Raw genomic sequence first — 23941 nt, 5'->3', positions numbered from 1 at the left:
GCAGGCCGTTCTCTTCGTGGCGCCTCCTACGTGCCGGAAGTGCGTGACTTCCGCCGGCTCATCACCTCGTCGGCGATGGCCACTGCCCCACCGGGGGCGATCTCCTCCAGGTCGTCGAGGACCATCGCCCAGCCGCCCAGGAACACGGCCCGGGCGGCCAGCCTGCGGGCGCGGGCGGGCTCCGACAGTTCCACCAGGGCGGCCAGGGCCCGCGCCCGCGTCCGGCCGTGGGGGATCGTGTGGGCCAGGTCCTCGGCCCGCTCCGGCTCACCCTGGCGGGCCAGCGCACCGACGACGCCGACGAGCACCTCGCCCCGCCCCCAGCGGTCGGGGATCGCGGGGACGAGGGCTTCGGCCCGGGCCGTCTCACCGCGCCGGGCCAGCTCGCCGACGACCGCCATCAACGCCCGGCTCCGCGCCCGGCGGTCGGCCAAGGCACGAGCGAGGGCCTCGGCCCGGTCCGTGTCCCCGGACCGGGCCAGCACCTCGACGACTTCGACCATCCGCGCCGCCCGCAGACCCGGATCGACGATCCGGTCGGTGAGCGCCATGGCCCGCTCGACCTGCCCGTGCCTGGCCAGCAGCAAGGTCACGGCCTTCCGCAGCGCGAAGCTTTCGAAGCCGGCGCCGCGGCGGAGCAGGGCCTCGGCCCGGTCGGCCAAGGCGAGGGCCACCTCCCGGTCGGCGCTCTCGGCGACCGCCACCAGCAGCTCGGGCACGATCCTCGCGTCGAAGTGCGGGCTGGGCCGGGCGAGGATCGTCAGACACAGGACATCGGGGTCGGCGTCACACTCCTGCGACCCCGCCGCGGCCTCGGCCTCCTCGGCTGCCCGCGCGGCGGCGGCCCGGGCCACGCTGCGCAGCACGGCGTCGAACCGGTCCAGGTCGCCGGTGTGGGCCTCGAAGGCCAGCACCTCGACGAGGAACGCGCGCTGCCCGACGCCCTTGCGGCCCTCGCGGCGGACGAGGTCCTCCACGCGGTCGGCGAACGTGCCCGCCAGAACGTGGTCGCCGGCGGCATGCGCGATCTCCATGGCCGTCACGAGCGCGCGCCCCGACTCCGAGCCACGGCCGGCGCACTCGACGGCTCTGGCGGCGTATCCGAGCGCAGCCGGGAAGTCACCGCCGTCCGCCACCGCCTTGGCCAGCCCGGCCCAGGCACGCGGCCAGTTGTGCGGGTATCGGACCGTCTGCGCCAGGCCGACGGCACACTCGTGGTCACCGGCGCGTGCCACCGCCGGAATGCGGGCGACCAGGGCGCTGTCCCGCAGTGCGCGGTCGGTCAGTGACTCGGCGAGCGCGCGGGCACCGTCCGGATCCCCGGCCTCGCCCGCCGCCCGCACCAGGAGGACGAGATCCTCCTCCGGCCCGGACCGACCAGCGCCCGACCGAACCAGCTCGACCGCCCGGGCGGGATGACCGGCACGCACCAGCGCCGCCGCCAGGTCCAGATCGCTCCTCCCACCTGTCTCCTGCTGCGCCGCCAGCCGCAGAACCGTCAGCAAGCAGGGGGCGAACCCACTGCGCAGCAGGCCCGTGTCACTGCTGCCGGGCGGGGCCAGGCCGAGGCACTGGTCCCCGATCCTCGTCCAGTACAGCTCTGGACCCCACTGGACCAGCCCCTTCAGCATGCACGCCCCCCGCCGAACGACCGCTCCTCGTGCCGCGCGAGGCGGCCACCACCCGGACCGGACACGATAGTCCGCCGCCCGGCCCCACCGCTGCACCGACGGGAACACGGAACCGCCGCGGCCGGGGTGACGGCCCTCTCCCCCGCCCGGCCGCCATCGGCCCCGGGGCCGACGTGCCCACGGCTGTACGGGGTACGGCGGAAGCGGTGCGTCGACACCTGGGGGACCGCCGGGCGATCAGAGTGCGGCCTCCGGCTCCCGAACACCTCGCCGGGCACGCCCGGCCGCCTGGAGCAGGCGCGACGGGAGGTAGGGCGAGCGGACGTGGACGGCCCAGCCGCGGCTGCGGCGGGCGTGGCAGGCGAGGCCGAGGATGTCGAGGCTGAGCGCGGCACCGGTGCCGGTGGCACGGTCGGCGACGGAGTGGTGGTCGCCGAGCGCGAGGAGGGCCGCGTCGAAGACGTCGCGGTTGCCGTCGGTCAGGGCGCGCAGCGCGCGCAGACCGGGCTGCGGTTCGGTGGAGACGGCGGGGAGGCCGGCCTCCTCGAAGAAGTGGACGACGAAGCCGTCGACGAGTTCGAGGGCGGGGGTGACCGGCTCGTCGGGCATCAACTGCCGTGCCCAGCAGAAGGCCTCGCCGTGGGCGGAGACCTTGTCGGCGACGATCGCCAGGCAGAAGGCGTCGAGCCACTCCCGGGCGGTGACGCGGTGGCGGGGGTCGCGCTCCTGCCCGTACTCGGCGTCGTAGCCCATCCCGAAGTTCGGGTAGTCGAGGAAGACGCTGACGCCGTCGTGCGGGTAGTAGGCGGCGAAGGAGACGGCGCCGGCGGCGGCCTCGGCGGCGTCCTTGAGGACGGCCTTGAGGACGGCCTTGAGGACGGCCTTGGCCTCGGCGGAGTCGAGGGCGGGCCGGGTGGTGGAGAGAGCTCCGAGGTGGTCGAGGAAGGAGTCGGCGATCAGCTGCCACTCGGTCGTGGTCATCAGGCCGGCGCGGGAGTAGGAGTGGACCTGCCTCCCGATCCGGTTCACGAAGTCCTCGCGGGCCTGCGCCACCCGCTCCCCGTCCACCTGGTGACGTTCGATCCGCACGGTCCTGCCCCCTTGATCGTCGACTTGGACCCGGAGCAGGCAGCGGGTCGGACACCGCGGTCCGCCGGGCCCCGCGGCACACCGTCTCCGGAGGGCTGTCTCCCCTACGGCACCCCACTCCCCCACAGCCGGCAGCGGTGGCGCGACCACCTCTCCCACGAGCCGGCCGGCCGGTCCCCCTCCGGGCCCTGCGAGCGCACCGTCCGCCCCCGGTCCCCAACGTCCCGGCTGCGGCGCGGTGTTCGCGCCCACCGGCACCGCTCGGGAGCGGGCATTCGCCCTTGAGCGGGCGTGGGAGCGGTGGTTCACTGTGCGGATGACCAGCGAGGCGGAGATGACGGACCTGTTCGGTACGGTGCTCAGCAGGCACCGGGTGGACACCCGGGCGCGGTGGCGGAACGCCGTGTGGGCGCTGGTGCTGGCCGTGCCCACCGGCTGGCTCGGGCTGTGGGCGCTGTTCAGCGTGGACGACGGCCGCCCGGGCGGCGGTCGGGCGATCGGCCTGGTGATCGGCCTGTCCCTGGGCGCGCTGTACGTCGCCGTGACGCAGGCGTGGCGCGCGGTGCGGGGCGGGTCGGGGGAGTACTTCGAGGTCCGCGAGCGCGGCCTCGTCCACGGGTCGCGGCGCGGCGCGGCGGGCTGGGAGTGGAGCCAGGTCGTCTCGATCACGATCCCCGGCACCCCGAGGATCCACGGCCTCGCCCGCCGGCTGGGCAACGACTACCGCTGCCGCCTCGCCCTCGACGGCGGCGCGCGCCTGCACATCGACGGGCACGCCGCCGGGGCCTCCGGCCTGGGCCGCGCGGTGCTGGAGCACAGCCCCCGCGCGCGGCGGCTGCAGGGGGACGAGTGGCAGGAGCGGGCCGGCGGCTGGTTCCTGGCCGGCGCGGCGGCGTTCCTGGTGGTGGGCGTCTCGATGGTCTCGTACCTCGCGAGCCACGCGGACACCACCCGCAGGATCACCGACGCGAACGGGTCGGTCCACGAGGAGACCGTACAGGGCGTCGGCGACGGCGTGATCATGGCGGTCGGACTGAGCCTGCCGGTGTGCGCGATCGGCGCGATCACGTGCGTCGTGCTGTACGTCCGCTACCGGATGTACCGCCCCCGCTGACCGCCGTCCCGCACCCCGACCGTCAGCCGGCGTGCGCGGCGGAGGTCTTGGCCGGCCGCTGCGTCACGCCGGGGCACCCGCTCAGGCCGCTGTGGCCAGGGCCCGGGCGGGCCGGGTCGATTCGTAGGCGTGGCCGACCCGCAGGAGCACGGGCTCGCCGAGGGGGCGGGCGAGCAGTTGCAGGCCGACCGGCAGGCCTTCGGGGCCGTGGCCGACCGGGACGGTCAGGGCGGGCACCCCGGTGATGTTGGCGGGGGCGCACAGGCGCACGTAGGCGTCGGACACGCCCTCGACCGTGCCGTCCGGCCAGGTGACCGTCTCCTCGTCGGCCCCGACCGCGGGCATCGGGACGCTCGGGGCGGCGATCACGTCGACCTCCGCCAGCATCCGGGCCCACGCGGTGCGCATGAGCGTGCGGGAGCGCTGGGCACGGATGTGGTCGCCGGCGCTCAACAGCCCGCCGGCCTCCAGGAGGATGCGGACGTCCTCCTGGTACAACTCGGGGGCCGTGCGCAGGGTGCCCTCGTGGTAGGCGACGGCCTCCGGCACCATCAGGCCCCACTGGGTGGCGCGGATGTAGCGGGTCATCGGGATGTCGACCTCGACGAGTTGTGCGCCCAGGGCTTCCAACTGCCCGACGGCGTGCCGGACGGCGGCCTCCACCCGCGGGTGGACGTGGTCGAAGTAGTAGGTGCGCGGCAGGCCGATACGCAGTCCCGTCAGGTCCGTTCCGGGGCCGGGCCGGTAGTCGGCGGCGGGCACGGACAGCGAGGCGGGATCGCGGGGGTCGTGTCCGGCCAGCACGCTCAGCACCAAGCCCGCGTCCTCGACGGTGCGGGTGAGCGGGCCGACGTGGTCCAACGACCAGGACAGGGGCGTGACGCCGTGCCGGGGGACGAGGCCGTAGGTCGGCTTGAGGCCGACGACCCCGTTGAGCGCGGCGGGCACCCGGATCGACCCACCGGTGTCGGTGCCCAGGGCGAAGGTCGCGGACCCCGACGCGACGGCGACCGCGGAACCGCCGCTGGAGCCGCCGGCGACCCGGGCGCGGTCCCAGGCGTTGCGCGTCTGCGGGGTGGTCAGGCCGAACGCGAACTCATGGGTGTGGGTCTTGCCGAGCAGGACGGCTCCGGCCGCGTCCAGGCGCGCGGCGACCGTGCTGTCCGCCCTCGCGCGGTGGCCGGCACGGACCCGGGAGCTGGCCGTGGTGGGCATCCCGTCGACGTCGATCAGGTCCTTGAGCCCCATCGGGATGCCGTGCAGCGGTCCCCGGTAGCGGCCCCGTGCCACTTCGCGTTCGGCTTCGCCCGCAGCCCGGCGCGCCTGCTCCGCGGCGACCGTGACGTAGGCGCCGAGGTGCGGCTCCGTCTCCTCGATGCGGTCGAGGACGGAGTCGACCAGTTCGACCGGGGACAGCCGCCGGGTCCGTATCGCGTCCGCGGCGGCGGCGAGGGACAGTTCATACGGCCGCATGGGGTTCCTCCTGGGCGGTGTGGTCGGCGTCCTGGGCAGTGTGGTAGGCAGCGGCGGGCGGGACGTCCGCGAAGTCCAGTTCCCGCAGGACGGCGACGACGTCGTGGATGTGGTCGGCGACCGCGGCGACCGCGGCGTGGCGCTCGGCGGGCAGGGCGAGTCCTGCGCGGGCGGCCCAGCGGGCGGCCTCCGAAGGGGTGAGTTCGACGGCGGGCACGGCTGTATCTACTCCTGGGTCAGGACGGGTGGCGGACGGGCCTGGGCCGTAAAGGCCAAGGATGTGCGTCAGGCGGCGGCCGGGAGTGCGGTGCCCGGCTCGGCGAGCAGCCGGTAGCGGCCGTCCTCCCGGCGGACGGTACCGGCGGTGGGCTGCGGGAAGTGGGTTCCCAGGAGCAGCGCCCCGGTGTCCGCCAGGGCGTCGAGCAGCCGGGCGCGGGTACGGACCGCCCCGGCCGGGTCCGTGTCGACGCAGCTGTTCACGTGGGGGTGGGACAGCTGCACGGGGTGGTGGATGCTGTCGCCGGTGATCAGCGCCCGGCGGTCGCCGCCGCGCAGTTCCACGGCGGCCTGCCCCGGGGTGTGCCCGGGGGCGGGGACCAGCAGGACGCCCGGCGCGACCTCGACCCCGGGCCCCCGCTCGGGCACGTCCACGGGGTCGTACTGTCCGGCGTCGCGGACGGGGTGGACGGAGTCGCGGAACATCTGGGCCCGGGCGGGGTCCAGTTCGGCGGTGCTCCAGTGGTCCCATTCGGTGCGGCTGGTGAGGTAGCGGGCGTTGGGGAAGGTAGGGACCCAGTCGTCCCCGGTGAGGCGGGTGTTCCAGCCGACGTGGTCGGTGTGCAGGTGCGTGGTGATCACCAAATCCACGGACTCGGGCGGGAAGCCGGCCGCCGTCAGGCGCTCCAGGAAGTCGGTGTCCAGGCCGTTCCAGGCCGGGTTGGCGCGCGGCTTGGCGTTGCCGATGCCGGTGTCCACGACGATCCGCAGTCCGCCGGCCCGCACCGCGAAGCTGTGACTGGCCAGGCGGGGGACGCCGGCGTCGGCGAAGTCGGGGCGCAGCCACGGCGCCTGGTCCAGCACCTCCTCAGTGGCGTCCGGCAGCAGCCAGGGCCCGGTCTCGCGCGGCAGTTCGATCTCGTCGACGCGGTGCACGGTGATGTCTCCGAGGCTCCATCCCGTGCTCGTCGCGGGGGCGGCCGGGCGGGGCGCGGCGGTGCTCATCGGCGGGTCCTTTCTGCGCGTGGCCGTGCGGGTGACGGTGGCTCGGCGGCTCGGCCCCGCTCGGCGCAGGGCACGGCGAGCCGGACCGTGGCAGCATCGGCCACCGTTAAGGCAAATGCTTTGCGTTAATCACTTTAGGCTCCGTGGGGCCCCAAACGCAAACCATATGCTTTTAGCTGCCCGCAGGAGGCGCGGTGCTGCCGAGCGCCGCCGCGACCAGGCGGTCGGTGTAGGCCGCGGACAGCTCCGAGGGTCGGAACAGGATCCGGTACATCAGCGGGGCGACGACGACGTCCAGAAGGGTCTCCACGGCCGGCACGGCCTCCCCCCGCCCGGCCGCGCGCACACCGAGGGCCGTCAACTGCTCGGCGGCGTAGTCGGAGCAGCGGACCGCGTTGCCCTGCGCCGGGTCGCCCAGCAGCGCGTCGCGGATGTACGTGCGCCCGGCCGTCGAGGACATCTCCTCGGCGAACTGCACGGCCCACGCCTCCAGGTCCGCCCGCAGGCTGCCGTGGTCGGCCGGCGGGGCGTCGGGGCGCAGCCGCTCCACGGCCACGTCGGACAGCAGCTCCCGCAGGTCCCCCCAGCGCCGGTAGACGGTGGACGGCGTCACCCCCGCCCGGGCGGCGATCAGCGGCACGGTGAGCATCTCCCGCCCCACCTCCGCCTCCAGATCGCGGACGGCCTGGTGCACGGACTGCTGGACGCGGGCGCTGCGCCCGCCGGGGCGCGTGGTCGGTCGGGAACTCATGCGCCCAGCTTAATGCGAAGGAGTTGCGACTTGCCGGGCACCGAGCTGGTCGGCACCCGCTACGGGGCCTGGGACAGACCGCCGGTATGGCCTTCGCCTGATCGCGGTGCAGGCCGTCGGGCACCGGGAGCGGCAGGACGGGCGTGCGGGAGCATGCCGCCGTCCTATGCCCCTGTCCTCGCGCCGACGGCGCGGCAAGAAGGCGCGGGGCCGGACCGGTCGCAACCGGACGCACTCCGCGAGCCGCACTCCGCGCTCTCGTGCGTATGGGAACGACCGTGCACGCTGCGGTCGACTGCTCCTCCTGCGGCCACCGTCTCCCGTGTTCCGTAACACCGGGGCCGAGCCGTGGACCGGCGGGCTCCTCCCCCACCCCACCACCGCATCGAGGAACGGCACCGTCCCGGACACCTCGACCGGGGCCACCGCTCCCGCGCGCCGGCCACCGTTCCCGCGATTCCCGCGATTCCCGCGATGCCGGCCGGTCCGGCAACTACCGAGCGGGTACACCGAACACGAGGGGAAAGCCATGACCACTCCCGTCCCGTCCCGCATCGCCCTGGTGAACGGCGGCTTCGAGCAGCCCACCGTCACCACCGGTGTCGGGTTCTTCCCCGACGCCTCCCAGACCCAGAACCCGAACCACGTCCCGGCTGGCTGACCACCGCCACCGACCACGTCATCGAGCTCTGGCACGACGGCTTCAACGGCGTCCCGGCTGCCGACGGCGCCCAGTTCGCCGAGCTCAACGCCAACCAGGTCTCCGCCCTCTACCAGGACCTGGCCACCCAGGGTGGGCGCCCCCGGCGACGGGCGCCGCTTCCTCGAACGCCCGAGGCCTGCCTGCGGCACCTGGTCCGGGCGGATGTCAGAGTCCCTTGCGAAGATCGCGGCCATGGAGCACTCCGCCGCCCTCGCCGGCCTCGACGCCCACCCCTGGGCCACCGTCAACCACGCCTACGGCCCCGCCGAGGACCTGCCCGAGCTGTTGCGCGCCTTCGCCGAGGGCGGTGAGGACGCCGAGGAGGCCCTGGACGAACTGTACGGCTCGATCGTGCACCAGGGCACCGTGTACCAGGCCAGCGTCGACGCCGCCCCGTACCTCGCCCGGATCGCCGCCTCCGGCCGGCAGACCGCCGACGCCCTGCGGCTGCTCGGCTGCCTCGCCGAGAGCGAGGACGAGTACGACGTCGAGCCGGGCGCCGTCCGGGCCGCCGTCACCGCCCAACTGCCGCTGCTCATACCACTGCTGACCGACGAGGACGCTGCCGTCCGGCAGGCGGCCGGCTGGACGGTCGGCCACACCCGGGACACCGGTACCGCCCTGCCCGCCGTCCGAGCCCGCCTGACCGCCGAGACGGAGCCCACCGTCCGGGCCGAACTCCTCACCGCGTACGGCCGGCTGGACCGCGCGGGCGCCGTCGCCGAGGCCCGCGCCCTGCTCGGCCCGGACACGCCCGCGCCGCTGCGCCTGGCCGCCGTGTTCGCCGCGTTGGACGCCGAGGAGCCGTGGCTCGCCGCACACCACGACGCCGTCCTCGGTCTGTTGCCCGCGCGCGAGACGGCCAGGTCCGGCCACGGGCACGAGCACCGGGAGCCGCTGCGCACGATCGTCGGAATCCTGCTGGGCCGGGACACGGACGCCGACCGCGAAGGTGCCCTCGCCCTGCTCGACGCCGCCCTGCGCGACGAGCGCCCGGAGGTGCGGGCCGAGGCCCTGTGGGCGGCCGACCGCGCCTGCACCCTGTCCCGCAGCGCACCGCAGCGGCTGATCCCCGCGATCGCCCCGCTCGCCGCCGACTGGGCGGCCGCCCAGCTGCTGGGCAAGCTCGGGCCGGCCGCCGCCGAGGCCGCGCCCGTCCTCGCCCGACTCGCCGCGCAGCCGGACGACGAGGCGGCCGACCAGGCCCTCGCCGCGCTCGTCCTGGTGGCGCCGCAGGCCGCCGCCCCGCTGCTGGCCCGGGCCCTCGGCCGGCGCCCGCGCGCCATGCAGTGCGCCGCCGGGTCCCACGCCCCGGCCGACGCGCCCTTCCCGTTCGACCCGGAGCTGTTCGCCGCGGTCCGCGCCCGTCTGGCCGCCTGGACGCTGGAGCGTCCGAAGGGGTGCGAGGACTGCGGCTGCTCGACGACCGAGGACCACAACGACACCGCCGGACTGGTCCACCTGCTGCGGCAGTGGGGTCCGCAGGCCGTCGAGGCGCTTCCCGAACTGTGCGCCGTCCTGCCCCGGTTCCGGTACGCCGCCACCGCGATCACCGCCGTGGCCGCGGGCGCCGGGCCGGAGCAGCGGGAGCGGGCCGCCACCGCCCTGCGGGCCGAGGCCGGGAAGCCGTTCGTGGCGCGGGCGCTGCACGAGTTGACCGGCGAGACCGGGCCGCTGCTCGCCGCCGCCGAGGCGGCGCTCGCCACCGGTGTGCGCGGCGCCGCCGAGGGCGCCGGCGCCGCGGCCGACCTCGGCCCGGCAGCCGCCCGCCTCGCCCCGGCCCTGCGGACGGCGCTCGGCCGCACCGTCGACCGCGGCACCAGGCCGGAGGTGGACACCGACCTCGCCCTGGCGCTCGGCTTGTGGCGGATCACCGGGGAGGCGGCCGAGGTCGTCCCGGTGCTGGCCTCGGTCTTCGACAACAGCGAGGGCCGGCCGTGGTTCCGGCGGACGGCCGCCCGCGCCGCCCGCGATATCGCCGTGCTCGGCCCGGCCGGGCGCCCGCTGACCACTCGACTCGAGGCTCTCCTCGACGACCCGACCCAGGCAGCCTCGGCCGTCCTCGGGCTGCTCGCCGTCGCCGATCCGGCCGGCCTCGACCGCACGCGGCTCGCCGAGGCGGCGCTGCGCTCGGCCGAGACCCGAGCCGACCTCAAGGGCGCCTGCGACGCCCTGCGGGCACTCGGCGCCACCACCCTGACGCCGCCGCAGCACAGCCGGCTGGCCGCGCTCGCCAACGGGGACCGCCGCCTGACCGTCTCCGGCTCCGACCACGCGATGATCCGCGAGGACGAACAGCTGCGCACCGCGTTGGCGTCCTTCCTCGACCGGGTCGGCTGAGGCCCAGGTCCTCAAGGCGGCGACACGAGCGGGCCGTGGGACGGCCACGCTCCCGGCGCGGCGACAGCCCCGGACCAGCGCTGGTCCGGGGCTCGCTCGCTCTTGCCGGACGAACTCAGTCGCTCGCGCCGAGAGTCCGCGCAAGTGCGTCGAGGGTCACGTCGACGACGGCGCGCAGCTGCTCCGCGCTCGATCCGGCTCTGCTCATGACGGCGAGGGACTGGTTCACGGCCGCGAGGTGGGTCGCGAAGGACTCGGCCGCCTCGTCGTGCAGTCGGCCGGCCTTCAGCGCGGCGCGTAGCCGGGTGTGCTGGAGGCCGATCGCCTCCCGTGCACGCGCCGCGACGCTCGCGCTCAGCGCCGGGGTCGCCATGACGGTTTGGGCCACCAGGCATCCGTCGGGCAGACCGGGGTCCGCGATGCGTTCCAGGGTGACGCCGAAGAACGCCCGCGCGGCTGCCAGGGGCCGGTCGGCGGCGCAGGACAACGCGGCATCGTACTTCTCCCCGTAACGCGTGGTGTAGCGCTCCAGGCAGCGCAGGAAGAGCGTGTCCTTGTCGCCGAGGGAGGAGTAGATGGAGCTGCGGTTGAGTCCGGTCGCCCGGGACAGGTCGTCCACCGACGTGTCCGCGTAGCCGGACCGCCAGAACTGGATCATCGCGGCATCGAGCGCCGTGGCGATGTCGAACTGCTTCCTGCCCGCCATGCCGCACCTCCCTCCTGCTCCGCCTTCTTGGTGGAGGCCATCATCCCATCTTGAACTAATCAGTCCAAGATGGGTTAGGGTGACGGCGTGATCACGGCCGGCACGGGCGTCCAGCGCCGTGCCGCGGCCCTCGTCGTGTCGACCGCGCTCGTGGGGCCTCGCCCCCGGCCCACCGATCAGGTCAACTGCGCACCTGACACCTTCGGCAGCCGTCAACTCACCTCACACCAGTGGAGGAGAATCATGAACGACCCCGTAAGCGCCCCCCGCGTCTCCGGCAACCCGGTCCGCGACCTGCCGCTGCCCGACCTGGCCGGTTTCACCCACCGGTGGGTCGACGCGGGGGGCGTCCGGCTCCACGCCGTTGAAGGCGGCCGGCCGGACGGTCCGGCCATCGTGCTGCTCGCCGGGTTCCCGCAGACCTGGTGGGCATGGCGCAAGGTGATGCCGAACCTGACCGACCGATTCCGAGTCATCGCGATCGACCTGCCGGGCCAGGGCCACTCCGAACGCCCGGACATCAGCTACGACACGCACACGGTCGCTTCGCACGTCCATGCCGCGGTCAGGGCGCTCGGAGTCTCGACGTACTGGCTGGTCGCCCACGACATCGGCGCGTGGGTCGCCTTCTCCCTCGCCTTGAACCACCAGAGCCAGTTGCGCGGCCTGGCACTGCTGGACGCCGGCATCCCGGGCATCACACTCCCTGCCGCCGTTCCGACCGACCCGGAACAAGCCTGGAAGACCTGGCACTTCGCCTTCCACCTCGTGCCCGACCTGCCCGAGGCACTGCTCGCCGGCCGCGAACGGGAGTACGTCGGCTGGTTCCTGAGGGTCAAGGCCCTCTCCTCCGACACCTTCCACGACACCGAAATCGAGCAGTACGCCGCGTCCGTGGCCGCCGGCGGCGGTCTCCGCGCATCCCTGGCCTACTACCGGCACGCCTCCGAGTCGGCGCGGAGGAACCGCCAAGCGCTGGAACAACAGCGCCTGACGGTCCCGGTCCTCGGGATCTCCAGCAGCCACGGCTCCATCCCCGACATGGCAGCCTCCATCAGGCCGTGGGCCGACCACGCCACCGGGATCGTCGTGCCGGACGCAGGACACTTCATCCCCGATGAACGGCCCGATGCCGTCACTGCCGCACTGACCGACTTCATCACCGAAGACGACTGAGACCGGGCGCAAGCACGGGTCAGGCCGGGCCAAGGCGGGTGGAAAGCTGCTCCCGGACTTCGTCCGGCCATCCCGCCGTTGCCGCCCCCTCGCCGATCCGGCTGCCTGCGTTCGAAGACGGGAACACGAGATCGGACGCTGCGCCGCACCCCAGAACCCGTCAACACTGTCTGCATGGAGCGAGAGTGCGCTGTTTGTGACCGTTTGTGCAATGCGCAAAGTCCGCAGATGCGAATATTCCGGGCATGGAACTCGGCGCCCCTTGCCTTTCTCTAACCATGCTCGAATTGATGATCGTGTCATGGCTCCCATGGATACCGAGCTCCGCATAACGCCCGACACCTGTGTGCGGTGATCCGATTCCGGTACCCGGCCCGGCGAGGACGGCGTCAGGTCCGGCTCGCCACCGCTCGCGCGCTGGCGAACGCCCCTCCTCGGGCCGGGGGCGACGAAGGGGCTGACGGCGCCGGTTCCAGGACACCGACGCCGCCCACTCGCACGAACGTCATGACCGGGGCGCTTCAGGCTGCGGTCGTGCGCCGGGGACCAGGCATTCGATGAGGTAGTCGCCGGTGTCGGGGTCGGTGACGACGCCGTGGGCCTCGCTGCCGAAGCCGGGGAAGGCACGGTCGAAGGCTTCCAGGGCGGTGAGGTAGCGCAGCAGGGGGCCGTCCTGGGCGCCGAGCGATTCGCCGGGCATGAGCACCGGGATGCCGGGCGGGGTGACGGTGACCATCGCGGCGGCGGTCCGTCCGGCGGCGTCGGCGAGGCGGACGCGTTCGGTGCCGCCGCGGACGAGTTGCTGGTAGCAGTACCGGGGCGGGTGGACCGGGGTGGGCAGGTGGCGGAAGGCTTCATCGAGGGACTGGACGAACGCGCCGTCGGTGAGGTGGCGGTGCATCCGTGCGCACAGCTCGCGCAGGCCGGTGTCCCGGTAGTGGCGGGGGTGGTTCCGGGTGAGGGCGGGCAGCACCTGGCGGAGCGGGGCGTCCTCGTCGTAGAGGGCCTTGAAGTCCATCAGGCCGTCCATGAGCGTGCCCCACTTGCCCTTGGTGATGCCCATGGAGAAGAGGACGAGGGTGCTGTAGCTGTCCGTCTTCTCCACGACGATGCCGCGGTTGGCCAGGTACTCGGTCAGGATGCGCGCCGGGATTCCCCAGGGCTGGGTCCGGCCGGTGGCGGTGACACCCGGGCAGGTGATGGTGACCTTGATCGGGTCGAGGAGACTGTAGCCGTCGGTCAGCCCGTCGAAGCCGTGCCAGGCGGCGCCGGGTTCGAGCTGCCAGCAGGAGGGCTCGGTGACGAGCAGTGACAGCGGGGCGTCGGCGAACGCCGTGGTGGTCCCGGTGCCGGGGTCGGTGACCGTCTCGGGCTGCCAGATGCCGAAGAACCAGCTGGGCCGGTCGCCGGCGGTGGCGATCCGGCGCCCGGTGCGCACGACGGCCTGGCGGAAGCGGACGGCCTCGGTGACGACCTCGTCGATGAGCCAGTGCCCCTGGGGCCCGTCCATCATGGCGGTCGCCACGTCGAGGGAGGCGATGGCCGGGTAGAACGCCGAGGTGGTGCCGTGCATCATGAACGCCTCGTTGAAGCGGTGGTGCTCGACGGGCGCGCGGGGCGAGGGGCGGACGTGGACCATGGCGCACTGCGAGAGGGCGGCGAGCAGCTTGTGCGTGGAGTGGGTGGCGAAGACGGTCGGCCGCTGCGGCTCCGGGAAGGTGTCCGGGCCGACGGCCATGCCGTACCGGCCCCGGTAGAGCGGGTGGAAGCGGGCGTAGGCGATCCACGCCTCGTCGAAGTGCAGGCGCGGTGTACTGGGCGCGAGTGCCCGGGCCGCGGCGAGGGTGTCGTAGCACAGACCGTCGTAGGTGGAGTTGGTGATGACGGCGTACTGCGGCTGGGGCGAGAGGGCGTCGGCGGTCAGCGGATTGGCGGCGATGCGGGCAGCGACGGCCTCGGCGTCGATGGCGGCGGGGGGCAGCGGTCCGGCGAGGCCGTAGCCGTTGCGGGTCGGCACGAGGTAGACCGGCCGGGCGCCGGTGACGACCAGGCCGTGCAGGACGGACTTGTGACAGTTGCGGTCGACCAGGGCGATCTCGTCGGAGGTGACGCTGTAGTGGCCGACCATGCGGTTGCACGTGGAGTCGCCGTGCAGGACGAAGTAGGTGCGCTCCGCGCCGAACACCCGGGCGGCGTTGCGTTCGGCCTCGCCGATCGGGCCGGAGTGCTCGTAGAGGGACCCGAGCTCACCGACCGAGATGGACAGGTCCGTGCGCAGCAGCCGCTCCCCGTAGTAGTCGAAGAAGGCGCGGCCGGCCGCTGACTTGAGGAAGGCCACGCCGCCGGAGTGCGCCGGGGTGTGCCAGGAGTACTCGTGGGCGTCGTCGAAGCGCCGCAGTGCACTGAAGAACGGCGGCAGGACATCGCGCTGGTAGGCGGCGGCAGCAGCAGCGACCCGGCCGGCGATGAACGCGGGTGTGTCCTCCAGCGGCCAGATGTAGCCGATGACGGCCTCGGCCACCCACAGCGGAAGGCGCTCCAGGTCGTGGTCGGAGCCGTCCGCCATGAGCAGGAAGACCGGCAGGTCCTTGAAACGGCGCCGGATGCTGTCCAGCACCTCGGCCCCACCGGTGGGCAGTTCGACCCCGCTCGCCGGGACACCGGTGGCCCCACTGCCGCCGGGCGGGTGCGGCAGGCCCCACGCCACGACCGCGGCGGCCAGGCCGGCCTCGATCTGAAGCGTCGCCGTGGCGTCCCTGCTGTCACCGGCCCAGCGCAACTCCAGGCCGCGGTCTTCCAGTTCCTTGCCGATCCGGCGCATCTGTTCGGCGCTCACGCCGCCGGCGAGGGGGTCGTTGCGCAGTGCCAGCAGGACGGTGCCGTTCGCCATCGTGGTCCCTCTGCCTCGTGGTGCGTGCCCGCGCGGGCGCGGAGCGATGGGTGTGCAGGAGCACACGGGCCCGCTGCCTTGGTGCGGGTGCGGGTGCGGGTGCGGGTGCGGGTGCGGGTGACATCTTCGTCCGATGCCGGAGGGGCGGACGACGCTCCTTCCAGGTATTCATCCGAACGGGGCACGGGCGTGTGGAACGCCCCGGGGAGAACAGCCCGGGTGCGGACAGCCGGGCACGACAGCCGGGCAGGACAGCCGGCGACGGTCTCGGCGTACCGCTGGAGCGCGTCAAGGAGGGTGAGGGCCTGCACGCCCCGCCCCATCAGGTGCCGCACGGCCGTCGGCCGTGCGGCACCTGAGGCTTCGAGGGCGTCGCGGAGGTCGGCGGTGGTGCGCTGCTGGACCGGATCGCGGCAGAGCCGGTGCCTTCCGGGCACGTGTGCTCCGGACCGGGCCACGGCGTTGTCGTCTAGCGTGGGCGGTGATGAACGGGACGGCGCTGTGAGCACTGAAGACGCGTCGGCCGGGGCACCCGATGAGGGTGGTCGGCCGGGACTCCGGTTGAACCTGGACGAGCAGTTGGAGGGCATCGCCCAGCAGCGGCGGGCGCTGGCGAGGGCCAAGGACCAGCTCCAGGGCTTGCTGTCGGCGGTGCTGTCCATCGGCGGCGACCTCGATCTGCCGACGGTGCTGCACCGGATCGTCACCACCGCGATGGACCTGGCCGACGCCCGCTACGGCGCGATCGGTGTGCTCGCTCCCTCCGGCGATCACCTGGAGCAGTTCATCACCGCGGGACTGACCGATGACGAGCGTGCCGCGCTCCTGTGCCCGTCCGTGGTCACCGCATCCAGGAAGGGCGTCTCGTCGCGGCCGGGTCACGGCCGGCCCCGGCTCCCGCGCTCGGGAACGAGGCCGAGGCCAGGCATGTCCGTGGCGGCGGCAGCCGGTTCCTCGCCGACGGTGCCCTTTTCGGGGCCCGGCCGCTCCGGGGCCGCGGCAGGCCGGGGCGCGCCGGGGCCGTCGCCGGGAGCGTCGGTTCGGGTGCCGGCGGTGTTTCCGGCGGCGGGGAAGGACGTCGACGGCCTCCGGTCCGGGCCCGGCGCTGGGCACCCCGCTACGCCCCGGGCCCCCGGACGTAGACCGTGCACAGCCGCTTGGTCGCGCGCGTCAGGGCGACGTACAGATCCCGTTCGCCCGCGGGCCGGGCCGCGACCATCCCCTCCGGGTCCACCACGACGACCTCGTCGAACTCCAGGCCGCGCGCCTCCGAGGCCGGGACCAGCCGGGCGTACCCCTCGACCCCGGCCGCCGCCAGTTCCGCCACCCGGCCGTCCGCGCAGACCACGCCGAGCAGCTCGCCCGGATGCGCGGCCGCCTGCGCCCGCAGCTCGCCGACGAGCTCGCCGACGAGCCGCTCCGGGGCCACCGCGACGGACCGCGGCTCGTCACCGTGACGGATGGACCGGACCGGCGGCTGCCCCGGGGCGATGCGGCCGAGCAACTCCCCGGTGGCGGCGAGGATCTCCTGCGTGGTCCGGTAGCTGACGGTCAGCGTCCGCAGGTCGAAGCGCCGGCCCAGGTGCGGGACGAGCGCCTCGTTCCAGTCCCGCGCGGTCGCCGCCGGGCCCGCCTGCGCGAAGTCACCGACCAGCGTCATCGACCGCCCCGGGCACCGGCGCACGATCATCCGCCACTGCATGGCCGTCAGCTCCTGCGCCTCGTCGACGACGACGTGCCCGAAGACCTGCTCGGGCGGCCCGTCGACCAGGCTCGCCGCCTCGTCGAGGAGCGGCACGTCGGCCCCGGTCCACGGCGCGCCGGGGGTGCGCAGCAGCGACGCCCGCTCGTCGTCGGTCAGGTGCGGCAGGTGCGCGGCCAGTGCGTCGGCGTCGGCCAGCAGGGCATCGACGACCCCGCCGGGCACCAGCCGCGGCCAGAGCTCCTCGACGGCCCCGTCCAGGTGCGCGTCGTCCAGGAGCGCGGTCCGGACGGCGTCGGCGTCGAACTCGTCGGCCCCGGTGGAGGGTCCGCCGTCGACACCGAGTTTGCGCAGGTCCCGGGCCGCCATCCGATCGAGGTCGATGCCGGTGAGCTGGGCGACCTCGGCGTCGATGCGCTCCAGCGCCTGGGCCGTACCTCGGGCCAGCGCGCCGGTCAGGGCGTCCACCAGCAGTTCCAGGAACAGCCGGCGCGCCCGGTTGTGGGCGAGGCCGCTGGCCCGCGCCGCCTCGCGCGCCCCGGCGACCTCCCCCTCCTCCAGGCAGACCCACTCCCGCCCGACCCGGACGGTGAAGTCCCCGCCGGGCGCCTGCCGCGCACGGACCGACGCGGCCAGCGCGTCGGCCAGTTCGGCAGCGCCCTTGAGGCGCGCGACCGCGAACCGGTCCACGGCACCCGGCCGGACACCGGCCAGCTCCTCGCACGTCGCCAGGACGACGTCGTTCTCCCCGAGCGAGGGCAGCACCTGGGAGACGTAGTCCAGGAAGCGCGGGTTCGGCCCCAGGACCAGCACGCCGCGCTCGGCCGCCTTCGGGAACGCGTACAGCACGTACGCGGCGCGGTGCAGCGCCACCACCGTCTTCCCGGTGCCCGGTCCGCCCTGCACCACCGTCACCCCGCGGTGCGACGACCGGACGATCGCGTCCTGCTCCGCCTGGAGCGTGGCGACCGCCGTCCCCATCCGGCCCGTGCGCCGCTCCTGCAGCGCCGCCGCCAACGGCCCGTCGCCGACGACATCCCCGGGGGCCGGCTCCGAGCCGTCCAGCAGTTCGTCGCTCACCCCGACCACGGTGCGGCCCACCAGGCTCAGATGACGGCGCCGACGCAGCCCCAGCGGGTGCACCGGCGTCGCCTCGTAGAAGGCCCGTGCCGCCTCCGCCCGCCAGTCCACCAGCAACGGCAGCTCGTCCTCCTCCCGTTGCAGGCCCAGCCGCCCGATCCGCAGCGCCGTCCCGTCCGCCAGGTCGATCCGGCCGAAGACCAGCCCGCCCTCGGCGCCCTCCAGTCGGCGCACCTCGCCCGCCAGCCGCCCGGCCGCCACCTCCCGCTCGTACACCTCGCCCGCGCTGCCGGCCACCGAGGCGAGCACCCGGCCCAGCTGCGCCCGCACGCCGGCGAGGCGCTCGTCGAACAGCTCGCCGATGACGGACACCTGCACCCGCTCCAGCTCCACCTGCTGTGCGGCGTTGCCGTGGATCTGCGACAAGAAAGAGCCCCTCTCGATTCGAGCCACCACTATGCAGAGCGGTTCCGGGAAAGTAAACATTGACTTTTCCGGCACGGATGTGGCCCCGATTTGAACGGCGCCGCGGTTTTCCGGGGAATTCCCGGAACGGTCGGCCGGGGAATTCCCGGTACGAGCCGCCGGGCACCTCCGACGGGCCCCGCGGAGACTCCCGCCCCGCCCCGGACGGGCCCCCACCACCCGCCCGACCGGGCTCGCGGCCACCCCGCCGGCCGCTCCCGACAGGCCCAGGCGGAGGTGAGGGAAAACGGCGGGCCGGGGGTCGCCGGCCCCCGGTAGGACATGGGCCGACGGGTATTCAGGAGCGTGACCGCGGTGTGTACCGGCCTGTGCGCGCCCCTCCACCGTGACGCGATTTCCGGTGCTGCTGTCGCCGCCGCAGCGGATGCCGCGCCGCCCTGCGCGCCCGCGCCGGACTCTCCACCGAAGGCGAAGATCCGAACGCCCCCATCCGTGGGAGGAGTTCCGCAACCGCGGACACCACGGCAGAACACATGCGGACGGGACGCCCGGCGGGCGGCCTCACGGACGCGGGCGGCGACGGCCTGCGGGCGGCGGCGTTCGGCTCGCGGCGCGTGCGGGGTCGGCCGGCTGTGTGAGGCATCCCTCCTCCCGTCGTCATGGCGCCGGCGGCCCGGGAGGGTTGACCATGGAGTCATGACTTCCTCGCCCCGCCCGCCGCACGTCGGTGGCCGACCGGATCCGACAGGCGGCACCGCATCGCCCGGCGGAGAGTCCGCTCCCGCCCACGGGTACCTGCTGGACAACGCGCGTGCCGAGGCGGGCGAGCGATTCGTGTGGCTGGCCGAGCTGTTCGACGGTGTGACGCGCGGGCACTTCGAGCGGCTGGGAGTCGGGGCCGGCTCGCGCTGCTGGGAGGTGGGGGCCGGTGGTCCCGGCATCCCGGAGGCGCTCGCGGCGGCCGTCGGTCCCACCGGGCACGTGCTGGCCACGGACATCGACCCGTCGTGGCTGGAGGCAGGCGACGGGTACGAGGTGCGCCGGCACGACGTCGCCGCCGATCCGCCCCCGGAGCCGGGGACGTTCGACCTGGTGCACGCCCGGCTCGTGCTGGTCCACGTACCCGACCGCGCCCGGGCGTTGGCCACGATGGCGGCAGCGCTACGGCCCGGCGGCTGGCTGCTGATCGAGGACGCCGACACCGCTCTGCAGCCCCTGGCCTGCCTGGACGACAGCGGCCCCGCGCAGCGGCGGGCCAACCGGCTGCGCGACGCGGTCCGGGAGCTGCTGGCACGCCGCGGCGCGGACCTGCGCTACGGCCGGACACTGCCACGGGCCCTGCGCGAGGCAGGCCTGGTGGACGTCGCCGCGGCGGGCACGTTCCCGGTCGGCGGCCCGGCCTGCGACCGGCTGGAGGCCGCGACCATCCGGCACGTGCGCGGTGAACTGCTCGCGGCCGGCCTGTCCGACGACGCCGAGATCGACGCGCACCTGGCCTCCATCCAGGCGGGCGAACTCGACCTCACACTCGCGCCCCTGATCTCCGCCTGGGGACGCCGCCCGGTCGACCACCCCCCGGCACGCGGTTAGGACCTGTCCGGCGGATCTCGTCGGATCAGCCCGCGGCGTCGGGCGCCCGGCTGGGCGTGCGCCCGAGTCGGCCCCGTACTGGACGCACTCGGGCGATTCGGGTGTGCGTCCAGTCGTCCAGCAGATCGGAACCGGAGGAGCTGGACCTTCACGGCACGTCCTGTTCGGGCACTCCGAACCGTCCGGGCGGACGCGTCGACCCCGGGTGCGGCTTGGCGGAGCACCGGGAACTCGGCCCGGCGGATCGGGCGGAGTTCCGCAGACGGGCGTCGCAGGCCGGGGCACCAGCCTTGAAGTCGGCGTCGAGGAGAGCGGGTCCGTGGAGGGCTCGGTGTACGGGTCCACGACGCGTCTCCTGGTACCGGCGTGAAGAGACCCGTGCGAGCGCACCCGGAGCTGCCGAGAGCGGCGGCACATCGCCTCGGTGGTGGAGCCGTGCGCGACCCAGCAATCCGATTGCCGGTTTCCGGTCGCGAAGCCGATTCCCCGATGGACACGGCCCCGAGCCGACTCGGACATGTTCTCGAATATGCGAGCAGGTATTCGAGGCGCGGGTCAACATCCGCCATTTCCCGGCCGAACTCCGGGCGACCTCCGGCAAACGGTTGCCGGCGGAACGGCGAACACCGCGGTGACGCCCGGCGCTTCCCAGTGCGGCCCCCACCGTCGTCACCCCAGGTCAGCGGCCATTTCGACGGGGCCCCACCGGGCCGCGGCGCGATGACTGTCAGGCCTCGCCCCCTGCCGCAAGAGGGCACGGACAGCCGGCCCGGCGCACGTTCTCGTGCCTCGGCGCAATGCGCCGGTTCGCGGATGCGCCGTTGTGCACGGGCCGGGAGAACGGCCGCGTCCGCGCCGTTGCGCGTTCTCTCCGGCCGCCCGCATATTCGGATAGTCACATCTGACTCCGGGATTTCCCGTCGACCTGTCGTTGATGTGGCGACCGCTTCCGACTTTCCCCGGCCACGGCTGCGTGCCATGCCGGGTGCCTGCCCCGCGCCCCGCCCATGAGGAGGGTTTCCGTTGGACAACCGCTACGAGGCCTACGCCTTCGCCGACCCGCTCTTCTACGACTCGCCCCGGCACTGGGGCGCGCAGGAGGAGTTCGCGGCCGTCGGACGGCCGCTGCCCGCGGGGTGGGAGCGCACGGACCAGGAGATCTGGGCGGTGGTCCGGCCGGTGGGCGTCCGACTGCCCTCCCAGGGTTGGAAGATCCACGTCTCGTCGTGCGCCGAAGACGCCGAGGCCGTGCTGGCGGAGGTGTTCGCGTTCTGCCTCTCGGAGCGGGTCGCGTTCAAGTTCCTGCGCGGACTGCCGATCCTCCGGATGCAGAACTCCAAGTACGCGCCGCGCGGCGCCAGCGGGAAGTTCTGCGCCCTGTACCCGGTGGACGACGCGCAGTTGGAACGATGTCTCGACGGCCTGGGCCGTGCGCTGGCCGGGCGCCGGGGTCCGTACATCCTCAGCGACCTGCGCTGGGGCGAGGGGCCGCTCTACCTGAGGTACGGGGGGTTCGCCGAGCGCCACTGCCGCAACGAGGCCGGCGAGCGGGTGCTCGCCCTGGAGGGGCCCGACGGGAGGTTGGTGCCGGACGTACGCGGCCCGGGGTTCGCCGTGCCGGACTGGGCGCCGGTGCCCGCCGTGATCGCCCCGGCGGTGGCCGAGAGGGCGGCGCAGAGCGAATCCGGGCTGCCGTACACCGTGGAGCGGGTCCTGCACTTCTCCAACGCGGGCGGCGTGTACCTCGCCCGGGACGGCGCCGACGGGCCGCGGCTGGTGCTGAAGGAGGCACGACCGTACGCGGGCCTGGATCAGCGTGGGGTCGACGCGGTGACGCGGCTGCACGGGGAGCACGCGACGCTGCTGCGGCTGGCCGGGGTGCCGGGGGTACCGGTCGACCACGGGCTGCTGACCGCCTGGGAACACGAGTTCCTGGTGCAGGAGTTCGTCGAGGGCCGGTCGCTGAGCGAGTGGCTGGCCGCGCACTACCCGCTGATCCACCCGGGCGCCGACGAGGCGGCCGTCGCCGACTACACCCGCGAGGCGCTGGAGATCGTCGACCGGGTGGCGGAGGTACTCGCGGCGATCCACCGGCGCGGAGTGGTCTTCGGCGACCTCCATCCGCGTAACGTGATCATCCGCCCGGACCGGACGGTCTGCTTCATCGACTTCGAACTCGCCAGCACCGAGGAGGAGTTCGTCCGCCCCGCACTCGGCGCGGCCGGCTTCACCGCACCGCGCGGCATCACCGGGACGGCGATCGACCGCTACGGGCTCGCCGCGATCCGGCTGTGGCTCTTCCTGCCGCTGGCCCAGCTGCCCGCCCTCGACCCGGGCAAGGCCGAGGAACTCGCGGACGCGATCGAGCGCCGCTTCCCGGTGCCTGCCGGCTACACCGACGAGATCCGCCGCCTGCTCGGTCCCGACCCGGCCGCCGGCCGCACCGCCCGTCCCGAACTGGGCCTGCGCCGCCACGAGGCGGGAGCGCTGCTCGCCGCGCCGGAGGCCGACTGGCCGGGAATCAGGGACTCGCTGGCGGCCGGAATCGCGGCGATGGCCACGCCCGAGCGCACCGACCGGCTCTTCCCCGGTGACGTCGCCCAGTTCACCCACGACGGCCTGGGCCTGGCCTACGGCGCGGCGGGCGTCCTCTACGCCCTGCACGCCACCGGCGCCGCGATCGACCCGGAGCACGTGCGCTGGCTGGCCGACGCCGCCCACGGCCGTCCCCTCGAACCGGGCCTCTACTACGGCGGACACGGCGTGGCCTACGTGCTGGACCTGCTCGGCGAGCACGAAGCGGCCCACGCACTGCTGGGACGCCTGGCCCGGGCCCCGCAGGACGAGCCGCAGCCAGGTCTGGCCGCCGGCGCGCCCGGCATCGCCCTGACCCTGCTGCACTTCGCGTCGCGGAGCGGCGAAGCCCGGCTGCTCGACCATGCGCTCGCGCTCGCCCGCGCCTCCGCCGACGCGCTGGAGAAAGCCGGCACCAGCGACCCCCGGCGCCCCGCAGGGCTACTGGCCGGCGCCTCCGGCGCAGCGCTCGCCCTGGTCAGGCTGTACGAGCGGACGGGCGAGGAAACTCTGCTCGACCAAGCCGAAACGCTCCTGGAACTCGACCTGGACCGCTGCACGAGCGTCGCCGACGGCACCCTCCAGGTCGTCGACGGCCGCCGGGTCCTGCCCTACGTGGAGACCGGCAGCGCCGGGATCGGCCTCGTGCTGGAAGCACTGCTGGCCCATCGGCCCGCCAGCCCCGCGGCCCGCCACCAGGCGGCGATCCGCCGCGTCGCGGAGCCGGAGTTCATCATCCAGCCGGGCCTGTTCAACGGACGGGCCGGACTGATCGGCTACCTGGCCCTCGGCCAGGACCGCGCGGCCGGCACCGCACGGCTGGACCGGACGGCCGACCCGGCCCGGACGGCACAGCTGGACCGGCAACGGGCGCTGCTGGGGCTGCACCAGATCACCTACCAGGGCCACCTGGCCTTCCCCGGGGACCAGTTGCTACGACTCTCCGCGGACCTGGCGACCGGATCGGCCGGCGTACTGCTGGCACTGGGCACGGCGCTGGCCGGCACCCCCTTCCTCCCCTGGACCGGCAGCCCTGCGGCGGCGCCCACCACCGCCGGTCCCGCCTGACGGACCACCCCGGCCCACCCCCGAGGCGCACCGCGCCCCCACAGACTCCCGGCCGTCGGCCGGGCGACCTCCCGGCCGACGGCCGGGGGATGCACCCCCTCAGTGAAGGAGAACGGCAATGGCGATCCTCGACCTGCAGACCCTGGAGCTGGCCGAGACCGAGGCGGCCCCGATGGACGAGGCCCTGGCGAACGTCAGCTCCCTGAGCGCCCTCAACTGCACCACCAGCACGGTGAGCACCCTGCTCTGCCTCTGATCCACGGCTCCGTCCGGTAGGCAGGGCGGGCACCACCACAGCGCCGGGCGGGGCGGGCCCCCCCGCCCGCCCCCGCCCGGGGGCCCCGGGGTGGACCCCCCCCCCGGCCCCCGCACACCGCCCCCCCCCCGCCCCCCCCCCCCCGGGGCCC

General features: G+C 74.4%; 15 protein-coding genes and 1 pseudogene. 7 read left to right on the top strand and 9 right to left on the bottom strand.

Annotated elements, in window-relative coordinates; genetic code table 11:
• Window positions 1-26: 26 nt before the first annotated feature.
• Both ACH4J0_RS34115 and ACH4J0_RS34110 read right to left on the bottom strand, forming a co-directional pair.
• Window positions 27-1631 (bottom strand): hypothetical protein, encoded by a 1605-nt coding sequence (locus tag ACH4J0_RS34115; RefSeq protein ID WP_396244913.1) that lies wholly within the window; start codon window positions 1629-1631, stop codon window positions 27-29.
• 237 nt (window positions 1632-1868) lie between these two features.
• Window positions 1869-2720, bottom strand: a complete 852-nt coding sequence (locus ACH4J0_RS34110) for an immunity 49 family protein (RefSeq protein ID WP_396244911.1) — start codon at window positions 2718-2720, stop codon at window positions 1869-1871.
• A 316-nt stretch (window positions 2721-3036) separates the two neighbouring features.
• On the opposite strand from ACH4J0_RS34110, the gene ACH4J0_RS34105 reads away from it, so the two are divergent.
• On the top strand, window positions 3037-3834 hold the full coding sequence (locus tag ACH4J0_RS34105) for a hypothetical protein (RefSeq protein ID WP_396244910.1): 798 nt from the start codon (window positions 3037-3039) through the stop codon (window positions 3832-3834).
• 81 nt (window positions 3835-3915) lie between these two features.
• Here ACH4J0_RS34105 and ACH4J0_RS34100 read toward each other — a convergent pair whose 3' ends face one another.
• The 4 genes from ACH4J0_RS34100 to ACH4J0_RS34085 form a co-directional block, all read right to left on the bottom strand.
• On the bottom strand, window positions 3916-5307 hold the full coding sequence (locus ACH4J0_RS34100; protein WP_396244909.1) for an amidase: 1392 nt from the start codon (window positions 5305-5307) through the stop codon (window positions 3916-3918).
• Window positions 5294-5524, bottom strand: a complete 231-nt coding sequence (locus tag ACH4J0_RS34095) for a hypothetical protein (protein WP_396244908.1) — start codon at window positions 5522-5524, stop codon at window positions 5294-5296. The genes ACH4J0_RS34100 and ACH4J0_RS34095 overlap by 14 nt, the downstream gene beginning before the upstream one ends.
• Window positions 5525-5592: 68 nt before the next feature.
• Window positions 5593-6528, bottom strand: coding sequence for an MBL fold metallo-hydrolase (locus ACH4J0_RS34090; RefSeq protein ID WP_396244906.1), 936 nt, complete (start codon window positions 6526-6528; stop codon window positions 5593-5595).
• 172 nt (window positions 6529-6700) lie between these two features.
• The gene (locus ACH4J0_RS34085) at window positions 6701-7279 is read right to left on the bottom strand and encodes a TetR/AcrR family transcriptional regulator C-terminal ligand-binding domain-containing protein (RefSeq protein WP_396244905.1); all 579 of its coding nucleotides are present in this window, start codon (window positions 7277-7279) and stop codon (window positions 6701-6703) included.
• Between the two features lie 529 nt (window positions 7280-7808).
• On the opposite strand from ACH4J0_RS34085, the pseudogene ACH4J0_RS34080 reads away from it, so the two are divergent.
• Together ACH4J0_RS34080 and ACH4J0_RS34075 are read left to right on the top strand one after the other, a co-directional pair.
• A pseudogene (locus ACH4J0_RS34080) lies at window positions 7809-8077 on the top strand (hypothetical protein); the annotation flags it as partial.
• Between the two features lie 67 nt (window positions 8078-8144).
• Window positions 8145-10322 carry a HEAT repeat domain-containing protein gene (locus ACH4J0_RS34075; RefSeq protein WP_396244904.1) on the top strand — a complete coding sequence of 726 codons (2178 nt, stop codon included), beginning with the start codon at window positions 8145-8147 and terminating at the stop codon, window positions 10320-10322.
• Between the two features lie 115 nt (window positions 10323-10437).
• Here ACH4J0_RS34075 and ACH4J0_RS34070 read toward each other — a convergent pair whose 3' ends face one another.
• Window positions 10438-11028: a TetR/AcrR family transcriptional regulator gene (locus tag ACH4J0_RS34070; protein WP_396244903.1), complete on the bottom strand. Its 591-nt coding sequence runs from the start codon at window positions 11026-11028 to the stop codon at window positions 10438-10440.
• 243 nt (window positions 11029-11271) lie between these two features.
• Here ACH4J0_RS34070 and ACH4J0_RS34065 point away from each other — a divergent pair, with 243 nt between their 5' ends.
• The gene (locus ACH4J0_RS34065) at window positions 11272-12204 is read left to right on the top strand and encodes an alpha/beta fold hydrolase (RefSeq protein ID WP_396244901.1); all 933 of its coding nucleotides are present in this window, start codon (window positions 11272-11274) and stop codon (window positions 12202-12204) included.
• A gap of 505 nt (window positions 12205-12709) precedes the next feature.
• Here the strand turns inward: ACH4J0_RS34065 and ACH4J0_RS34060 are convergent.
• Window positions 12710-15094 carry an Orn/Lys/Arg decarboxylase N-terminal domain-containing protein gene (locus ACH4J0_RS34060; RefSeq protein ID WP_396244900.1) on the bottom strand — a complete coding sequence of 795 codons (2385 nt, stop codon included), beginning with the start codon at window positions 15092-15094 and terminating at the stop codon, window positions 12710-12712.
• Between the two features lie 1117 nt (window positions 15095-16211).
• Window positions 16212-18302, bottom strand: coding sequence for a HelD family protein (locus ACH4J0_RS34055; protein ID WP_396244899.1), 2091 nt, complete (start codon window positions 18300-18302; stop codon window positions 16212-16214).
• A 696-nt stretch (window positions 18303-18998) separates the two neighbouring features.
• Here ACH4J0_RS34055 and ACH4J0_RS34050 point away from each other — a divergent pair.
• The 3 genes from ACH4J0_RS34050 to ACH4J0_RS34040 all read left to right on the top strand — a co-directional run bounded on the left by ACH4J0_RS34050 (window position 18999) and on the right by ACH4J0_RS34040 (window position 23790).
• Window positions 18999-19892, top strand: a complete 894-nt coding sequence (locus ACH4J0_RS34050) for a methyltransferase domain-containing protein (protein ID WP_396244898.1) — start codon at window positions 18999-19001, stop codon at window positions 19890-19892.
• A gap of 1023 nt (window positions 19893-20915) precedes the next feature.
• Complete coding sequence (lanKC, locus tag ACH4J0_RS34045) at window positions 20916-23534, top strand: class III lanthionine synthetase LanKC (RefSeq protein ID WP_396244897.1); 2619 nt, start codon at window positions 20916-20918, stop codon at window positions 23532-23534.
• Between the two features lie 118 nt (window positions 23535-23652).
• Complete coding sequence (locus tag ACH4J0_RS34040; RefSeq protein ID WP_396244895.1) at window positions 23653-23790, top strand: SapB/AmfS family lanthipeptide; 138 nt, start codon at window positions 23653-23655, stop codon at window positions 23788-23790.
• Window positions 23791-23941 lie beyond the last annotated feature (151 nt).

Origin of the sequence: Kitasatospora sp. NPDC017646 (assembly GCF_044329365.1) — a bacterium.
Classification (GTDB): Bacteria; Actinomycetota; Actinomycetes; order Streptomycetales; family Streptomycetaceae; genus Kitasatospora.
This window is presented reverse-complemented; position numbering and strand designations above follow the sequence as displayed.